This window comes from Paenibacillus sp. J22P169 (assembly GCF_059691995.1).
This window is the reverse complement of the sequence record NZ_JCAUAO010000009.1, coordinates 172,992-191,017: the sequence shown is the minus strand read 5'-3', so window position 1 is coordinate 191,017 and position 18,026 is coordinate 172,992. Positions and strand designations below refer to the sequence as shown.

The window sequence follows — 18,026 nt, the reverse complement described above, 5'->3', positions numbered from 1 at the left end:
GGCAGGCGAGCATATGGAACGAGTGTTATCCAAAACCATGCGTAGAATAGGAAGCATAGGAGTTCTTATGCTTTTTATAACGGGATGTACGTCACATCATGAAGTTCAGCCAAGTGGAACCCCTGTACCAAGTACACCGCTAGCTAGTGTTTCACCGTCAGTAAATCCAACTACTACACCTATGCCAACGATTGCTGCTACTCCATCTCCTACTCCAGTAGCATCGGTAGGTCTTCCTAAGATGTCTTTGGAGGAGAAGCTGGGTCAGATGATTATCGCAGGTATTGATGATTACAGTATGAATGAAGAAGCAAGGACATTGATTACAACCTACCATGTTGGCGGCATTATTCTGTATAAGCCGAATGTGAAGGATACGAAACAACTGGTTGCATTAGTTAATGAGTTGAAAAAGACGAATACGGAGAACAAGCTTCCGCTTTGGCTTGGCGTGGATGAAGAAGGTGGTCGGGTAACGCGTCTGCCTGACGAAATTACGAAAACACCAACAAGCCAAACGATAGGTAAATCGGGTAAAACCCAGCTGGCCCACAACATCGGTCAACTGCTGGGGAAAGAGCTCAATGCCTATGGGCTTAATATGGATTTTGCGCCTGATTTGGACATTAATAGCAATCCCAAAAATCCGGTCATCGGTGATCGCTCTTTTGGTGCGAATGCAGCACTTGTCAGCAGTTTCGGTATTCCGATGATGAATGGCATACAAGAGATGAAGGTAGTTCCGGTAGTGAAGCATTTCCCAGGACATGGGGATACGGCAGTAGATTCACATATTGGATTGCCAGTTGTTCAAAATGACCTTGCTCGTTTGCGAAAGCTTGAGCTAATTCCTTTCGTGGATGCGATTAAACATCAGGCGGATGCCATTATGGTCGCACATATTTTGCTGCCCAAAATAGATACGAAGTATCCAGCGTCGATGTCGAAGACGATAATGACGGATCTATTACGCAAGGAGCTTGGCTTCCAAGGACTTATTATGACAGATGATATGACGATGGGCGCCATTGCGGAAAATTATGAAATGGGGGAAGCCGCAGTAAAGTCTGTTCTTGCGGGTTCCAATGTCGTGATGGTCGGTCACGATCCGCATAAAGCGATTGCGGTTATCAACGCGCTACGTACCGCAGTTCAAGCGGGGCGGATTCCGATGGACGCGATCGACCAGAGTGTTGCACAAGTCTATAAGCTGAAGCAAAAGTATAAGCTTCAGGATCATCCGGTGACAGCGCCGGATCCGAAGCTGCTCAACGCTGAAGTTCAGCGTGTGCTCGCTCCGCTTAGCGCGAAATAAGGCTTTAGGCGGCGAGGGTGTGGCGATTCAGCGATTCAAAGATGGGTTATCGTTGCCTTCTGCGAACTAACTGGAAAAACTACATCTATTTATCTGGTTTTGATCCATATATAGAGAATAGATGGAAAATATGCAGTTAATTTATTGGTTTTTAACTCGATGTGTTGAAATGCCGTTATTTAGCTGTAGTTTTTCCAGTTATTTACCACTAGGTGCGGATATTGGTGAAATTAGCTGTACTTTTTACAGCTAATTTCCTCGTGAGTCATGCGTTGAACTCACCAAGCCAAACATACCGCTATGTGTGCTCCTGGTGCCGCGACGTGTCAGCGAAATGGGGGCACTGGTTGTCGCTGTGCAAGCCGCCTGCCTACCCGCGAGAAGAATAACATCATCGTCAAAAAAACACCGGACCTCCGAGTCGATTCTCGGCAGTCCGGTGTTTTTTTTCCTTAGCATGGGGGCGTGCCACCATCTAAAATGAATTTGGCATAGGCCATCGGGTTGAAATAGGTGGCTTTCCAACAATCTTGCATATTTGCTTCGCGGAAACTGTAACGTTGATCCTTCCCATTGCATTCGATAAACAATGGGAAACCATCACTAGTCATAGCAATGTCGAGTCCTAAATCAGCCAAGTTCGGCAATTCTGTGCTGAGATGCTTGGCGACCAAGAGCGCGAAATTCGTCATCTGGAGACATACTGTTTCTGGGTCAAGTTGCGGATAGTGGTTTTTCAAAATATCGGATAAGGATTTTACTCGCCCGCCTTGCGCGACATTCGTTAGGAAATGCTTACGGGAGGCAACCTTGGCAATGATGCCAGTAACACCCCATGCTCCATCGGTTCCACGCTGAACGGAAATGCGAAGGTCAAAGGGAGATCCATCTACAGTCGCAAGAGGCAGGCATTGTTGAACCATATAGCTGCTCCTTGCAATGCGCCGGCGGAGAAGTTGGGGCAGGTGTTGACGGAACTTGAGTGTTCGCCAAGTCCGATTAGTAAGCTTCATGTTAACTGGATAGACGAGTTTCCATAAATTTCCTTGTTTCTCTAATTTCATCACACCGCGTCCGATGCTAGAATTGGTGGGTTTGATAATGAGCGAGTCATACGAATCCATCATAGCCTTAACATTTTCAACTGTAGCGGGAAATGTACAGGGGAGATGGGGGCGAATGCTCTCATTTTTCATTAAGAGTTCATGTATACGCATCTTGCTGTAACGGTTCCAATGATTAAACAGCGTAACGCCTCGCTGTGTCCATGCTTCCAAAATTCTCGCTGAGTTTGAGTCCAAATAAATGGCTCGATTATGAATGACCTTAGGGAGATCTGACCATTTTTTTTTGAAATGTTGACCATCCTTTACATAGGCATGTACTTTCATTGTTTTCATATGAACATCATGAATACGGAAATAACAAGGCGTTAGGCCATAGAGTTTGCAAGCATCCTCGTAAAATCGAATGGCTTCGTATTGTGTGTTCCCTAGAGGAATACCTGCAAACAAGGAATCGTTAACTAAAATACCCACATAGGGATTACTCATTGACTTCACTCCCTCGCTAGTTGGGGCTTGAATATTCACCGAAAACGGAACCACTCTTAGTTTATGGAAAAAGAACGCTACTTGTTTGTACAAATGCTGATACTTTCTTGTAAAACAAGGACAGTTGCCCATGCTTTACCACTTTATCCGCATATGTATAGAAGGAAGAAGCGAATGTGGTGGAGCTCAGCCTTATTTTAGCCAGGAGGTTTAGAAATTGAAGACTAAGCGGAAGCCCAAATCGAACCGTCTCGTTATCGTTACACCGGGATCCTTTCCTATACCATCAGGGACTAGTAGCTCGGTTGAGCAAGTAGTTCAGAAGACAGCAGAGCAATTGGTGAATAGCATGCCTGTGGTGGTACTTGGAAGGAAAGCATCCTATCAACCTTGGAGGGAAGTCCGGCATGGTGTAACGTATCAGAGAGTACCGTATCAGGGGCAAACCGGCTATATTAAACAGGTAGTAAAACAGATCTCCTCATTAAAACCTGGTATTATTCAAGTTGATAATCGGCCGAGATTCCTTCCTTTTCTTCGCAAACGATATCCCCATGCCATATTAAGTCTCGTCCTCCACTCTACGTCATTTATCACAAAGCCATATATTTCTATATCATCGTTAACCGGTTGTTTGCGTGCTGCTGACGTCATTATCGTTAATAGCGACTTTCTTAAGCGGTTTCTGCAAAAAAAAGTGCCGAGAGCTGCCCATAAGATAGTTACGCATTATTTAGGTGTTGATGCTGCTCAATTTAGTTCCAAGTGGTCGGATGAAGGCATCGACTCTCGTAATGAAATGCGCAAAGGACTAGATTGTGAGCATCGCAAAATTATTTTATTTGCGGGCAGATTGATTCCTAAGAAAGGTGTTCATCATCTGTTGAAAGCGATGAAAAGTGTCATAAAGAGTGAACCAAGCGCCAAGCTTGTTATCGTAGGGAGTGCTTTTTATGGATCTAAGATAGTAACCAAGTATGTAAGGCAATTAATTAAAGAAGCAAGGACTATGCCTACATATGTGACATTTATCCCATATGTGAAGCATCAAGAAATGCCCAATTGGATCCGAATCGCCGATGTTTTTGTTGTCCCCTCGATTGGAAACGAAGCTTTTGGTCTTGTCAATGTAGAAGCCATGGCTACCGGTGTCCCTGTTGTTGCAACGAGAATAGGCGGGATTCAAGAGGTTGTGGAAGATGGCAATACCGGCTATTTAATAGACCCAGGTGATATTGAAGCGGATCTCCCAGAACGTGTCATACGGTTACTGAAAGATGAAAGCCTGCAGCGTAAGCTGGGGGAAAACGGCATCAAAAGGGTTGATAACATGTTCACATGGCAGAGAGCTGCTGAGGTGAGGTCAGCGTTGTACAGTCAAATGTTGAAGGCAACGGCTCTAGTCTAGGTTAGCGCACATTTTTGGGGGCTAATGTACTTATTAAGGTGAGAATGAATATGTTACCAATGATAAATCTTGGTGAATGGAGAGGAGTCATATGAATAAGCGTAAGAGCAGCAATACCCAGAAAGCGAACGTGCATAAAGTAAACTCCAGCTTGAATGAGTTAAAATGGCTTGATGAAGCACCAATAAAGCAAGAAAAAGTGGTAGAACAACCCAAACTAATCGCGAAAATGAATCCATCGGTGACAGAGAAGACAGAGAAGACAGAGCCAAACAAAGTCTTGCAAGTCACCAAGGTTACAGAGCAAATCACACCTGACTTGTTATTAACGGAGCGAAAAACAGGGAAATTCGTTGACCCTGTTGTCTATACGGATGACATTGTAGATGAAGCGGTAACATGGGACAAAATTGCAAGCCGGTCGATCGATGATACGAAAATAAAACCGTTTAGCATAGGTGTCAAATCGATTAAGGATGGAGCCGTCGAATCCTCCAAATTAGCTCAGGCAAGTGTAACCCGTCCTAAAATTGCCAACCAAGCCATCCATGACGAACATGTTGCTCCAAACAGTATTGCGGGAGATAAAATTCAAGATAATACTTTGTCTGGTGGAAAGCTGTTCGATAACAGTATTACAACTTCCAAAATTGCTGATAAGTCCGTCGATGCCTCGAAATTGGCTGACGGTGCCATTTTGCCACAACATCTATCGGAACTGATCATTACAAGTGAATTGATTGATCAACAAGCGATCACATCAGATAAGATTCTTAGCAGCGCTATACAGACAAAGCACTTGGCTAATTATATTGTGGATACAGCTAAGCTCATGGACGCTTCCATCACCTCTGCGAAAATGAGAGATGGTGCTGTCACGGAAAATAAATTGGCGAGTGGCAGTATCGGTTCTATCCATCTCCAGGGCGAGAGTATTCAGACAGAACATCTAAGAAATCACTTAATAACAAGTGACAAGCTCGCCGATCAGGTTGTAACAGGCGCTAAGCTTGCTCCGCAAGCCGTAGATTCGATGCATATCACACAATCCGCGGTGAGAGGAATTCATATTGAGGGGGCGGAGGTAACCAGTTACCACATAGCTGATCAAGCAATTCGCACTAAACATATTGGAGAAGGCGTCATAGACACGAAGCTCATTCAAGATGGGGCGATTACCGTCGCAAAATTGGGCGAAAAGATCATCGCGAGCAAACATATAACGCCGCAAGCTATTGAGTCTGACCACTTGAACGATCAAGTCATTTCTAGCAGCAAATTGCAAGACGGCGCGGTCACTGCGGATAAACTTGCGCAAGGTGCTATCATCGCCAAACATATTGGTTCACATATGATTCGGACCGAGCATCTGGAGGAGAATGTGGTATCTAGCTCCAAAATTGCTGCAGGATCCGTTATTACAGATAAATTGGCAGACGCAAGTGTAGCTAATTCCAAACTAAAGGATGAGAGTGTCACCTCCAACAAAATTGCCTACCGCACCATCGTTTCTGCTCATTTGCAGGAAGAGATTATTTCTACGGGTCATATTGCCAAAGGAGCGATTGGTGAGAAGCAAATCGATTTGCACGCGATTCATCGCAACCATATTGCAGATGAAGCGATCACAACTAGACATATTCAGGAAGAATGCATTACGACGAGTAAGCTTGCTGAGGAAGCCGTAACAACGGCGAAGATCGCGTCGATGTCCATTGAATCACGTCATTTGCAAGATGAAATTATCGAAGGTACTCATATTAAACCGGGGATAATTACTTCTGATCATTTGGCACAAGGCTCCATCACGCTGGATGTATTCGCAGATCGAAGTCTAGTGGGCAGTAAACTACAGGAAAACGCAATCACGACAGAAATCTTAGCCGACGGGGCAGTCACCGAAGAGAAGCTCGCGAATGGAGCAGTTGGCACTCAGCACCTTCAGGCGGAATCCGTGACTACGTGGACCATTGAAGATCAAGCCATAACGAACGCGAAGCTAGAGGATGAGGTGGTGACTTCAGATAAGCTGGCTGACGGCAGTGTAATTAGTACCAAAATTTCGAACAAAGCGGTGAATGCAGAGCATATCATCGATGGTGCTATCACAGCTTCGAAATTGGCAAATGAAAGTGTACATGGCAGTAAGTTGGCAGCTGGTGCGGTCGTTGCTCGGCATCTGGCTGACGGCGCCATTATTAGCTCGAAAGTCGCTTTTCGCGCGATCAATAGTGAGCATCTGGCAGAAGGAGCGGTCGTTGGTACTAAGCTGGCGAATCAAAGTGTAGACGGCTCAAAAATCTTGTACGGTACGATTACAGATGAGCATCTTTCACCAGGCGTGGTGAATGGTACGAAGTTGGCGCATGGTACCGTTAGTAATCAGCATCTTGTTGCAGGTGCTATTGACTGTGAAAAGTTAGCTGTGAACTCGGTAGACAGCAGTAAACTGATGTCTGGCTCAGTGAATAATTATCATCTTGCCGATAATGCCGTATATGGTGTGAAATTGGCACCGGAAAGCGTGGATGGAAGTAAGCTGGCTACAGGGGCTGTAACTAGTGACCATCTGACTGATCATGTTGTGGATGCCTCCAAGCTGGCATCTGGAAGTGTGGATAGCAGTAAAATCGTCTATGGTGCGATTCAACGAGAGCATCTATCGGACTTTATCATTGATGGATTGAAGCTCTCCCTGGGCTCTGTGACAAGCAGTCATCTTGCACCTGGTTCTATTGACGGGTGGAAGCTGCAAAATAGCAGCATCGACAGTTCAAAGCTAACCAATAATGCGATTGGAAGCGATCATCTGCAAGATGAAGCCGTCACTGGTGATAAGCTAGCTCCTAGTAGTGTTGACAGCAGTAAACTCATATTCGGTGCGGTGAATACGGAGCACTTGACCGATGAGGCTGTTACAGGATCAAAGCTATCCGTTGATAGTGTGGATGGCACCAAAATTATCGATGGCGCGATCGATACAGCTAAACTGGCTGATGGCAGTGTAGACAGTTATAAGCTGGCAGAAGGAGCGGTAACTGATTTTCATCTAGCTACGGGCAGTATCGATGGAACTAAACTGCAAGCTGGGGTTATCACAAATCAACATGTTGCAGATGCCTCAATTACGGTGACGAAATTGGCAGATAGTGTTGTACGTACCTCCTCTGGGCAACGAAATGTGTTGCAGCAGTTTGGCCTTGAGCCATTTGTTATGAAGATTCAGGATGAGACCATTGAGCTGGTACTCCATTTTGAAGAGGAATATGCGAATACGGACTATGTCATAACAGCGATCACGAATCATCCAGCTTGTTATGTCATTGTTAGTCAAAAGTCTACTGGCAGCGCGGTACTGTCCATTATCCGAGCCAAGTTTTCACCTGATCAACAAGGCGTTGTGAATTGGATGGTTATCGGTAAGAGTAAGTAATCAGAGTAACTTGTACAGACCTTAATTTTGTGAAAAAAACGGTATTTCGCACCCTGTGCGAGACTACCGTTTTTTTGTTGTCTTGGTATTTGATAGATAGATGACCAATTTTCAAATTAGGGGTGATCGTCCAATTTCCGTCTATTACGAAAGCATATGATAGTAGAAATGGATGTGACTAAGCGCCATATGAATCATACGAACGTTCGTGAAGGGGGATGACTTGTGAAAGGTGTCGTACTTGTAGGAGGAACTGGGAGTCGCTTACGCCCTTTGACGAATATTATTAATAAACATTTGCTTCCTGTTGGTGATCAGCCCATGATTCAATATGCGATTGACAAACTAGCTTATGCAGGTGTTCGGGATATCCTCATCATCACGGGGAAACAGTCTGCGGGCTTATATCTCGATTATTTGGGCAGCGGTGAAACGTTCGGCGTCAATCTGACTTATAAGATTCAAGAGAAAGCTGGAGGCATAGCGCAAGCCTTGTCTTTGGCAGAGGATTTTGTGCGGGAGGAAGAGAAATTCGTAGTTATTCTAGGGGATAACTTATTCCAAGATCCACTCTCGCCCATGATTGAAGCTTTTAAGCAGCAGAGCGAAGGAGCTATGGTTATTTTAAAAGTGGTGGACGATCCTAGAAGGTATGGCGTAGCCCAAATGAAAGATGAGCAAATTGTACGCATTGTAGAAAAGCCGGAGAATCCAAGCTCGCCATACGCTGTGACAGGTATTTATTTATATGATTCTACTGTGTTTAACATTATTAAATCACAGTCACCTTCTGCAAGAGGAGAGATGGAAATCACAGATGTGAACAATGTGTATGCGGCCTCAGGTACACTTTCCCATAAGTTTCTCACAGGATGGTGGATTGACGCGGGGACACATGAATCGCTCTTTCAGGCCACTCTTTTAGTTAGGAAGGAGAACATCTAATGCAATCGTTGCTTGTAACGGGCGGTATGGGTTTTATTGGAAGCAATTTTATACATTATTGGAAGAAACATCATCCAGAGGATCATGTGATCAATGTCGATTTACTTACGTATGCAGGAAATAAAGACAATGCCAGCATGTTGGATGGGCAGGCCGGTTATCAATTTGTACATGGGGATATTGGCAATGAGGAACTCATGATGAGGCTGATGCAAGGCGTCGATGTGGTTGTTCACTTTGCCGCTGAATCCCATGTAGATCGAAGTATTCATAACCCCGGAAGCTTTGTGAAAACGAATGTGGTTGGCACACAGATATTGCTTGAAGCTGCACGTCAGCGGCAGGTTAAGAAGTTTATTCATATTTCCACAGATGAGGTCTATGGCTCACTTGGGGAAGATGGGGCTTTCAGTGAAGAGACGCCAATAGCTCCGAACTCTCCCTACTCCGCAAGCAAAGCAGGCTCTGATTTACTAGTAAGAGCTTACTATGAAACATATGGATTTCCAGCTGTGATAACACGCTGCTCCAACAATTATGGTCCTCGCCAATTTCCCGAGAAGCTGATCCCTCTCTTAATTACCCGTGCCCTTCGCGATGAAATGATACCCCTATATGGTGATGGATTGAATGTACGAGACTGGTTGCATGTAGATGATCATTGCTCTGCCATTGAATGCGTAATTGCAGCTGGTGTACCTGGGGAAGTGTACAACGTCGGCGGTCAGAATGAGCGAACGAATCTGGAGGTAGTCCAAACCATTTTGAAGCTGCTGGGCAAACCCGAGTCTTTAATTCAATATGTAGCGGATCGGCTTGGACACGATCGGCGATACGCCATTGACAGCTCGAAGATACGTCGTGAGTTAGGGTGGTCGCCGGCTTACTCTTTTGAGCATGGACTACAAAAGACGTTGGACTGGTATGTGCAAGAAAGAGAATGGTGCGCCCGTACTGCGGACGGTTCGTACCGTGTAGATAAAGAAGTTGATCGCACTTGAAAATCGTCATTACAGGTGCCGGCGGGCAGCTAGGCTATGACCTTAAGCGTGTACTGAGTCCCATGCATGAGGTCATCTCTTGGGAGAAAGAGAAACTGGATATTAGAAATGAGCAAGAAGTCATGGATAAGCTGTTGAACGAACGACCGGACGTTGTTGTGCATGCTGCTGCCTATACGAATGTTGATAGGGCTGAATTGGAGCGGGAGTCTGCCTATCAAGTAAATGCATTAGGTGCACTCCATATCTCGACGGCTTGTGAGACCCTTGGGGCCAAGCTCGTCTATGTCAGTACAGATTATGTGTTCGATGGAACGAAGATCACTCCCTATGACGAGAACGATGCGCCGAATCCGCTTAATATCTACGGACAATCCAAGCTTCTTGGGGAGAAATTCGTCGCGATGACCTGCTTGAAGCATTTTATCGTACGAACCTCTTGGTTATATGGTCTGAAAGGAACGAATTTTGTAACCAAAGTATTGGAGAAGGCGCGCGCGAATCCGACGCTATCCATCGTAGATGATCAATTTGGCTCTCCCACCTATTGCTTGGATCTGGCCATTTTCATTCGTGAACTCATCGAAACGGACCGATTTGGCCTCTACCATGCCTCAAATCAAGGGGTGTGCTCCAGGTATGAATTCGCCCTGCATATCCTCCGAGCGGCTGGCATGTCGCATATTTCCCTGCAGGCTGTGCCTACGCATGCTTTTCCGCCAGCACCGGCAGCAAGACCCATGTATACAGCATTTGCACATAAAGCTATGCAATACAATGGGTTTGTGCCGATGCGAGATTGGCGATCAGCACTGGATTTCTTTCTACAGGTAGATTATTACGATACAGCTGTTAAGGCTAAGAGGGTGAAAGAAAAATGGTGATTCGTAACCGCATAGAGGAGGGACGCAGCCAGGGACTTCAGGCAGGCCGGGAAAGTGGCTTCCGTATGGGCAGATGCCAGTTTGCACTCGACACTTGCCACCCAGCGCCTATTCCGATTCGAGACGCAAGTGTGTTATTTATCGTTCAAGGCTTTGATGCGATTGACCAAGGCATCATTCAGGGCTTGCAGCAAACCGTACACATCATGCGTGCAGCAGTAGCAGCCGATATGCTCCGATTAGCCAGAGAGCTTAGGCCGAATCTCGTACTCGTCATGAATGGACTTCATGTTTTTCCGACTGACCATGCTCATCACATCGATCTAGTTAGACAGATGGGGATACGTACCGCTATCTGGTTTGCGGACGATCCCTATTTTACTGACCATACAGCCGCATTAGCCCCTCACTATGACTATGTATTCACGCATGAAATGTCTTGTGTACCATTCTATCAAGGACTTGGCTGCGGGCAAGTTCATTACTTGCCTTTGGCGGCAAATCCCGCTGTATTTAAACCTCAACACGTGAGTCCTGATTACCTAAGCGATATCTGCTTCATCGGTATGGGCTTTCCTAACCGTATTACCCTCTTCAATGAGATAACCCCCTTTTTACTAGGGAAAAAAGTGGTTATTGCCGGGGGACTCTGGGATCGGCTAGCACACTATAAGCTCCTCCGACATGGGATTAAGCCCCACTGGGTTCCGATTGAAGAGTCGGTTAAGTACTATAACGGCGCCAAAATTGTCTTGAACGTCCACCGGCTCACGTATGACGCAACGTTCAATAAAAACAGTAGAAATATACCTGGATTATCGATTAATCCCAGGACGTATGAGATAGCAGGGTGCGGCACGCTGCAAATAACGGATTATCGTCAGGATCTGGAGCAGTATTATCGACCTGGGCATGAAATTGAAACCTTCCATCATACGGGAGAGCTTCTTCATAAAATGAGTCATTACTTAATTCATGAGGAAGACCGACTGCGCATTGCGATAAATGGCATGAGAAGAACACGTATGGAGCACTCATTCGCATCTCGATTAGTTAAGTTGTTAGATATTGTATTCGCCTAGAAGGGAGTGAAAGTTTGTGGTTTTTATCAATAGGTCGCATGCGCGCGAACGCGGACTTGCTGAAGGTTATCAATTAGGTTACACAAATGGAGTCAGACTGGGACAGTGTGAAGCGATCATACAAAAGGCGATTCGTGACCGTCCGCCAAGTCCTGTATGGGACGTACGCGTATTGTTTGTTACATCGGGAAAAGGCTACCCGTACGAGCCATTGGATATCGCTGTTATGAACAGCCTTCGTCCATTAGTTCGCGAATTAATAATAGGAAACTCCGAGAAAGATGCTACGCGAATTGGACATCCCAAGGCCAACATCGAAACACTTGCCGCTAGGTATCGACCTGACGTAATGATCGTTCTAGAAGGGATGAATCTCTCCCTGAATACCGTTGATCGGGTTCGTCAAATGGGAATTAAAACCGCGATATGGCTAACGGATGACCCCTATTACACGGACATTACGGCATCTTACGCGACGCACTATGATTATATATTTACCTTGGAAGTGAATTGTGTACAGTTCTATCAGGAGATGGGAGGCGGGCAGGTTCATTATTTGCCTTTAGCTTTTCAACCAGATATGTATCGTCCAAAACCTGTACCGAAGGGGATTCAGCGTGATATTTGTTTTATTGGTTCTGCCTATTGGAACCGCGTTGGTGTTTTTAATCAGATTGCACCATTTTTAGCGACCAAAAGTGTCATCATCTCTGGGATATGGTGGGAACGACTGCGACACTATCGTCTTTTGGCACCTCAAATCCAATTGAACACGTGGATGCCGCCAGATCAAACCGCCACATTCTACAATGGGTCCAAAATCGTCATTAATATGCATAGAGCCTTCGATGATCATTCGTATAACCACAACTCTCGTCGAATTAGCGGCGCCTCGCCTAATCCGCGGACATTTGAAATTTCTGGTTGCGGAGCCTTTCAATTGACCGACGTTCGAGATGATTTAGTCAATTTCTATACGCCAGACTATGATATTGTGACGTATGCATCACCAGAAGAAATGCTTCACAAAATGAATCATTATTTAATTAATGAAGAGGAACGTAAGTTAATAGCTATGCGTGGACTCTATCGCACGATGCGAGATCATACCTATACCAATCGGCTGATTACGATGCTTTCCGTCATTTTTGGGCCTAGATAAAGGCTGAACAATGAAACCAATTTCATAATTCGTTATGAAATTGACTTCAAGAGAACCATGTTAGAAAGATGAGGTGTAGAAAGTGATCACGAAAAAAAAGGTTCGCAAGCTTACCGTGAGCAGAACGATTCGAAAGAAGCGAGTGTGGGGACCGCCAAGTAAGGTAGGTCTTAAAAAACGAACCCTTGTTAGAAAAAAGGGACGTGCCATTCGTCGGTTGAGGCCAGTAGCAAGGCGAAAGGGGAAACACAGATTAGTTCGTCGTTTGATCCGATTTCCTAGACGCAAGGGGAGTCGAGTCATAGCTCGTCGCCGTAAAGTCCCGCGCCGTATTATCCTGAGTCCTAGAGCTAGGAGAGCCCAATTGGCCTATGATCGAGCCTTTAATGAAGCTTATAATGCGGGCTACGGTGTTGGCTTCGCAGAAGGATATACCTGGGAGCTTACGAATCCAACGATTGCTTAAAGCCAAGTCATGAGGTGAGCCAGTTGCTTAAACTTATCAGAAAGAAGCGAATGAGGGGGAAGGTTTTCTTAAGGAAGGGAAGAAAACGAAATCTCCTAAAGAAACCAAAACGCCGATTCATTACTAAGCGTAAGAGATCTTTTGCTATGGTAAATAGGACAAGTGTCCATCCTGTCGGTGCGATCATCACAGCTTCTAATGCAGAAGGTACAATCGTAAATGTGCTGGAGCAGTTGAAACGTTTACCGCTTAGGGAGATCATTGTCATTGTTCACGGCTCTGTAGACCGTACGTTAGATAAAGTTAGAAAACATTCTCGCGCCATTATTATTCATGATCCTCACATAATCGAACCAGATGTCGCAAGAGCTCTGGCAGCGAGGATATCGCGGTCGGACTTCTTGCTTTTCATAGAAGGGGACAAGGATGTTAATGCGGATGTGCTGCTTCCGTCTATTCAAAATGTAGCGCTAGGAATTGAAAACGGCACATTAGTGAGGAGGCATGAACTTGCAATTAACGAGCATCATTATTCCTACGTTTAATGGTCTAGCTTTGCTGAAAGCCTGTGTCGCATCCATCCGTCAGCATACCTCCGTGCCTTATGAAATTATAGTTGTGGATAATGGCTCCCAAGACGGTACATTGACTTACTGTCGCAATGAACATATCAAGTTTGTGGCGCTGCGAGCTAATCTCGGTTTTCCAGCGGCTTGTAATTACGGGTTGCGTTTAGCAGAAGGTGACTCGTTAATGCTCTTGAATAACGATACGATCGTAACACCTAATTGGCTGCCCAAGCTACTGAACTGCTTATATAGTCGTGAAGATATTGGAATGGTAGGTCCCGTCTCTAACTATGTCAATGGCAAGCAAAAAATTCGTGTCCCCTTCACTGGTATTTCGAACATGGCCCACATATATAATCATGAAAATCCTAGAAAATGGCGGGAAACGAGGCGCTTGGTTGGCTTCTGTATGTTATTTAAGCGGCAGCTGTTTGATCAGGTAGGTGTGTTGGATGAAAGATTTGCACCTGGATATTACGAAGATGATGACTTCTCCTACCGTGCACGGTTAGCGGGCTATCAGCTGCTCATTGCAGGCGATTGTTTCGTATATCATCGGGGCAGTGTTAGTTTTCGAAAAAATAGCCGTCGATCTAAGCTCTTGCTGCTGCGGCGCAACCGTAAGAAATTTATTCAAAAATGGGGCGTCGATCCCTTTCAGTTTATTTAGGCACCGTTTCTTAAAAGACAGCATAACGTAGAGTTAAAAAGGTTGTAGGAGGAGTAAGTGTGGAGGAGCGGGTGACAAATATTGTTTCTCAAATTGCGGCTTCGCATAGCCAGATGGCACGGATATTAGAAACACATCGGCATGTGTCTGCGCAAATGGCAGCAATTGCTGGAGAACTGCCTGATTCTCATCCCCAATTTGCAGGACTAGAGATGTTGCAGAAGCGGGCGTTGCAATTGACCCACAATGTAACGGCGTATTTAAATAGCCTTGCTGAATTGGAGGAAGCCATGGCCATCCAAACGGAAATACTTATGAAGGAAATCCATGAACTTGATGAAGAATAGAGGGAATGACTTTGGATAGAACGGATCTCTATATGCAAATGTTAGATGCGACAGCCAAGCTGCAATACGAAATAAGTCTAATGCTGGAAGCAAGAGTCGTTGAAGCTTCGAAGTCGCAAAACTGGATTTGTCAGCATATCAATGGGGCGAATCTGGAGGGGCATGACCATAAAATGAAAGTTACGGGTGAAATCAATGAGAGCGTCATTAATCTAATAGATGGCTTAACGAAGTTGGAGAATGCCTTTAATCGTCAAATGAAGGCGTTACTTGGGAATCAACATGCAAGTTCAACTTTAGGCTCCGGTGACGGCATGGAATTTGGCAGCCTACTTCCATTTGGTGAGGATGGGAAGCTGTGAAGGAATGGAATCGAGAACACGTGGAGCTGCACATGCTGATCTCGCTGGCGAGGAGCCAGCGAGCATTATGCAGAATCATGGAATCTGTGGCGGATCACATAGAGGGTTCTGAACAGCTAGCCAGCCATATTGCTGATAATCTGAAGACGATAAGCGACTATCAACATGCGATGATGTTGAAGTTAACGAATCAGAGCAGACGCAAGCGTGTTATAGGTAAGCCTGGTAAGCCTTGGATAAATAAGCGCGTGTAGACTGACTTTGATACACCCTCAAGTGAATGAAACGGACTTAACCCCAGCGAACAATTAATCCTGCGTGAGTTAATCCACCGCCAAAACCGTATAGTAACAAAGTGTCGCCGGTTTGTACTTTCCCTTCTCTAATTCCCAAATCCAGCGCAAGCGGAATGGAAGCCGCAGAAGTGTTGCCGAAGTATTCTAGGCTGTACAATGCTTTTTCAATCGGAATATCGCTCTTCTCACAGATGGAATCAATCATGCGCAGATTCGCGCTATGAGGGACGAACCAATCGATAGCCGTGAGCGGCAGCCCGCTTTTTTGCAGCAGCATCTCGATACCTTGCGGTACGGTCGAAACTGCGAAACGGTACACTTCGCGACCGTTTTGGACAAGCTTCCCTTCGCCTAGTAGTGAATCACCATTCAGCTCAGCCGCGAGTCCGGTTCGATATACATGTTTGGCTCCTGAACCATCTGATCCCATGTGATAGGCAAGAAAGGCAGGCTGAGCTTCTTCACGCTCAACAACAACTGCGCCAGCGCCATCGCCAAATAAAATGCAGGTGGATCGGTCCGTGTAATCTGTGATTTTGGATAAGGCATCGCCGCCGATCACAAGGATCTTCTGATGCACGCCTGCAGCAACGAGTGCGCCAGCGGTATGAAGCGCATAGGCGAAGCCGGCGCATGTGGCATTGAGATCATAGGCTCCCGCGGCCTCGATATCGAAATGCGCCTGAACCTGACACGCAACTGGCGTTGAGGGTAAGTCTGGCGTATGCGTGGAGACGATAATGAGGTCTACATGATCCAGGGAACCTGGGTAACGATCGAGAAGATTCTGTACGGCTGCAATACATAAGTGGCTGGTGAACTCCTTCGCTCCAGCTATTCGGCGCTCTCGAATACCAGTGCGTTGAATGATCCATTCATCGTTCGTATCCACCATCTGGGAAAGATCTTCGTTGGTTAAAATGCGATCAGGCACATAAGTGCCGATAGCTGAAATTCGCGCTTGCAAGGGAATAGAGGAAGGCATGAGAGACACTCCTTAGTGATATTTTGTGTTTTGTTTATTTTAGAACCAGGTAATAGTATTAAGTATTAGTATCAAGTACTAAATTTAGTTTAAGGTATGGATGTGTACTTTGTCAATGGGATCGTGTTGATCCGCCGTATGTACTGGCATGATATGTTTAGTCTGTATCAAGGAAAAGTTATTAGTTAATAAAAATGAGGGGTTCCATTACTGGAGCCCCTTTTATAGTTTTTAAATGACAATTTGTTTAATTTTTTTGAAAAAGTCAAAGATTCATAATAGGGTTAATTAAAAAACATTTCTAAGTTGAGCGGCATGTGCTATTCTAAATAAAAAAAATTCTTCTGGGGTGAAGAGAAATGCAAGTTACTGATGTCGAAAAAGTACCGTCCTTGTTTTCCAGAACTAATCCGTTTCAAGCGAAAGTGTTGAAAAATATTAATTTAAACGGAGAAGGCTCCACGAAAGAAACACGCCATATTGAACTTTCACTCGAAGGCTCTGGCCTGTCCTATGTGCCCGGCGATTGCTTAGGCGTAGTTCCTGACAACGATCCTGAATTGGTCGCTTCTATCCTTGAGATTATGAAGTGGGATGCGGACACGGCGGTTGTCATTAATAAACAGAACGAAACGCTCCCATTGAAAGAAGCGCTTTTGAAACATTTCGAGCTTACTCTGTTGTCCAGAAAAATCGTTCAGCAAGCAGTTGAATTTTCCGAAAATGAAGCGTTGAAGAAGCTTGTGGCGGATGTGGAGCAGCTGAAGGCTTATACAGACGGCCGCGATTTGCTTGACTTACTGAGTGAATTTGGACCTTGGAAAGCTTCCGCGCACGAAATTGTCGCTTTATTAAGAAAAATGCCGCCACGCTTATATTCCATTGCAAGCAGCTTTGCAGCTAGTCCAGGGGAAGTTCACCTCACGATCGGTGCTGTTCGCTACATGGCGCACGGCCGCGAGCGCAAAGGCGTATGTTCCGTGATGTGCGCAGAGCGCCTGAACGAAGGAGATGCCGTTTCGGTCTTTGTTCAAGTAAACAAACACTTTAACCTGCCGGAGTCCTCGGAGCAGGATATCATCATGGTAGGTCCTGGTACAGGTATCGCGCCATTCCGTTCCTTTATTCAAGAGCGTGCAGTGAGCAAAGCGACAGGCAAAGCATGGTTGTTCTTTGGTGATCAGCGTTCCGCAACAGATTTCTTGTACCAGGAGGAGCTGGAGCAATATCAACAGGAGGGTGCACTGACCAAAATCGACGTAGCCTTCTCCCGCGATACGGCGCAGAAAGTGTATGTGCAAAATAAAATGCAGGAGAGTAGCCAGGAGCTATTCACTTGGTTAGAGCGCGGAGCTTACTTCTACGTGTGCGGCGATAAACAAAACATGGCGAAGGATGTTCACAATACCCTAATTGACATTATTGAAAAAGAAGGCAAGTTGAGCCGCGAAGACGCTGAAGCGTATTTGAATGGCTTGCAGGAGCAAGGACGTTACCAACGCGACGTTTATTAATTAGAATTAAGTAAGGCGAGCAAGCTGAATATCA

General features: G+C 45.5%; 18 protein-coding genes. 16 read left to right on the top strand and 2 right to left on the bottom strand.

Features of this window, described 5'->3' with window-relative positions:
• The first annotated feature begins 67 nt into the window (after window positions 1-67).
• Window positions 68-1,315 (top strand): beta-N-acetylhexosaminidase, encoded by a 1,248-nt coding sequence (gene nagZ / locus AC58QG_RS29880; RefSeq protein WP_497365702.1) that lies wholly within the window; start codon window positions 68-70, stop codon window positions 1,313-1,315.
• 224 nt (window positions 1,316-1,539) lie between these two features.
• Complete coding sequence (locus tag AC58QG_RS29875) at window positions 1,540-1,704, top strand: hypothetical protein (protein WP_497365701.1); 165 nt, start codon at window positions 1,540-1,542, stop codon at window positions 1,702-1,704.
• A gap of 63 nt (window positions 1,705-1,767) precedes the next feature.
• Here AC58QG_RS29875 and AC58QG_RS29870 read toward each other — a convergent pair whose 3' ends face one another.
• Window positions 1,768-2,868, bottom strand: coding sequence for a YheC/YheD family endospore coat-associated protein (locus AC58QG_RS29870; RefSeq protein WP_497365700.1), 1,101 nt, complete (start codon window positions 2,866-2,868; stop codon window positions 1,768-1,770).
• Window positions 2,869-3,085: 217 nt separating this feature from the next.
• Between AC58QG_RS29870 and AC58QG_RS29865 the strand changes: the two genes are divergently transcribed.
• The 13 genes from AC58QG_RS29865 to AC58QG_RS29805 all read left to right on the top strand — a co-directional run bounded on the left by AC58QG_RS29865 (window position 3,086) and on the right by AC58QG_RS29805 (window position 15,451).
• Window positions 3,086-4,276: a glycosyltransferase family 4 protein gene (locus AC58QG_RS29865; protein WP_497365699.1), complete on the top strand. Its 1,191-nt coding sequence runs from the start codon at window positions 3,086-3,088 to the stop codon at window positions 4,274-4,276.
• 91 nt (window positions 4,277-4,367) lie between these two features.
• The gene (locus AC58QG_RS29860; protein ID WP_497365698.1) at window positions 4,368-7,709 is read left to right on the top strand and encodes a WIAG-tail domain; all 3,342 of its coding nucleotides are present in this window, start codon (window positions 4,368-4,370) and stop codon (window positions 7,707-7,709) included.
• Between the two features lie 225 nt (window positions 7,710-7,934).
• A complete protein-coding gene (locus AC58QG_RS29855; RefSeq protein ID WP_497365697.1) occupies window positions 7,935-8,654 on the top strand; it encodes a sugar phosphate nucleotidyltransferase in 720 nt (239 codons plus the stop codon).
• A complete protein-coding gene (rfbB, locus tag AC58QG_RS29850) occupies window positions 8,654-9,655 on the top strand; it encodes a dTDP-glucose 4,6-dehydratase (RefSeq protein ID WP_497365696.1) in 1,002 nt (333 codons plus the stop codon). The genes AC58QG_RS29855 and rfbB overlap by 1 nt, the downstream gene beginning before the upstream one ends.
• The gene (gene rfbD, locus AC58QG_RS29845) at window positions 9,652-10,539 is read left to right on the top strand and encodes a dTDP-4-dehydrorhamnose reductase (RefSeq protein ID WP_497365695.1); all 888 of its coding nucleotides are present in this window, start codon (window positions 9,652-9,654) and stop codon (window positions 10,537-10,539) included. Before rfbB ends, rfbD begins: the two co-directional genes overlap by 4 nt.
• Window positions 10,533-11,621 (top strand): CgeB family protein, encoded by a 1,089-nt coding sequence (locus AC58QG_RS29840; protein WP_497365694.1) that lies wholly within the window; start codon window positions 10,533-10,535, stop codon window positions 11,619-11,621. The genes rfbD and AC58QG_RS29840 overlap by 7 nt, the downstream gene beginning before the upstream one ends.
• A gap of 16 nt (window positions 11,622-11,637) precedes the next feature.
• Window positions 11,638-12,783 (top strand): CgeB family protein, encoded by a 1,146-nt coding sequence (locus AC58QG_RS29835; protein ID WP_497365693.1) that lies wholly within the window; start codon window positions 11,638-11,640, stop codon window positions 12,781-12,783.
• An 82-nt stretch (window positions 12,784-12,865) separates the two neighbouring features.
• Window positions 12,866-13,249, top strand: coding sequence for a hypothetical protein (locus tag AC58QG_RS29830; protein WP_497365692.1), 384 nt, complete (start codon window positions 12,866-12,868; stop codon window positions 13,247-13,249).
• A gap of 146 nt (window positions 13,250-13,395) precedes the next feature.
• Window positions 13,396-13,794: a glycosyltransferase family A protein gene (locus tag AC58QG_RS29825; RefSeq protein ID WP_497365691.1), complete on the top strand. Its 399-nt coding sequence runs from the start codon at window positions 13,396-13,398 to the stop codon at window positions 13,792-13,794.
• Window positions 13,760-14,488 carry a glycosyltransferase family 2 protein gene (locus tag AC58QG_RS29820; RefSeq protein WP_497365690.1) on the top strand — a complete coding sequence of 243 codons (729 nt, stop codon included), beginning with the start codon at window positions 13,760-13,762 and terminating at the stop codon, window positions 14,486-14,488. The genes AC58QG_RS29825 and AC58QG_RS29820 overlap by 35 nt, the downstream gene beginning before the upstream one ends.
• 59 nt (window positions 14,489-14,547) lie before the next feature.
• Complete coding sequence (locus AC58QG_RS29815; RefSeq protein WP_497365689.1) at window positions 14,548-14,835, top strand: nucleoside-diphosphate sugar epimerase; 288 nt, start codon at window positions 14,548-14,550, stop codon at window positions 14,833-14,835.
• Window positions 14,836-14,840: 5 nt separating this feature from the next.
• On the top strand, window positions 14,841-15,197 hold the full coding sequence (locus AC58QG_RS29810) for an alpha-helical endospore appendage domain-containing protein (protein ID WP_497365688.1): 357 nt from the start codon (window positions 14,841-14,843) through the stop codon (window positions 15,195-15,197).
• Window positions 15,194-15,451: a hypothetical protein gene (locus AC58QG_RS29805; RefSeq protein ID WP_497365687.1), complete on the top strand. Its 258-nt coding sequence runs from the start codon at window positions 15,194-15,196 to the stop codon at window positions 15,449-15,451. Before AC58QG_RS29810 ends, AC58QG_RS29805 begins: the two co-directional genes overlap by 4 nt.
• A gap of 37 nt (window positions 15,452-15,488) precedes the next feature.
• Here AC58QG_RS29805 and AC58QG_RS29800 read toward each other — a convergent pair whose 3' ends face one another.
• Window positions 15,489-16,478, bottom strand: a complete 990-nt coding sequence (locus AC58QG_RS29800; protein ID WP_497365686.1) for a ketoacyl-ACP synthase III — start codon at window positions 16,476-16,478, stop codon at window positions 15,489-15,491.
• A gap of 359 nt (window positions 16,479-16,837) precedes the next feature.
• Between AC58QG_RS29800 and AC58QG_RS29795 the strand changes: the two genes are divergently transcribed.
• Entirely contained in the window at window positions 16,838-17,992 is a 1,155-nt protein-coding gene (locus AC58QG_RS29795; RefSeq protein WP_497365685.1) for a sulfite reductase subunit alpha, read from the top strand.
• Window positions 17,993-18,026: the final 34 nt, after the last annotated feature.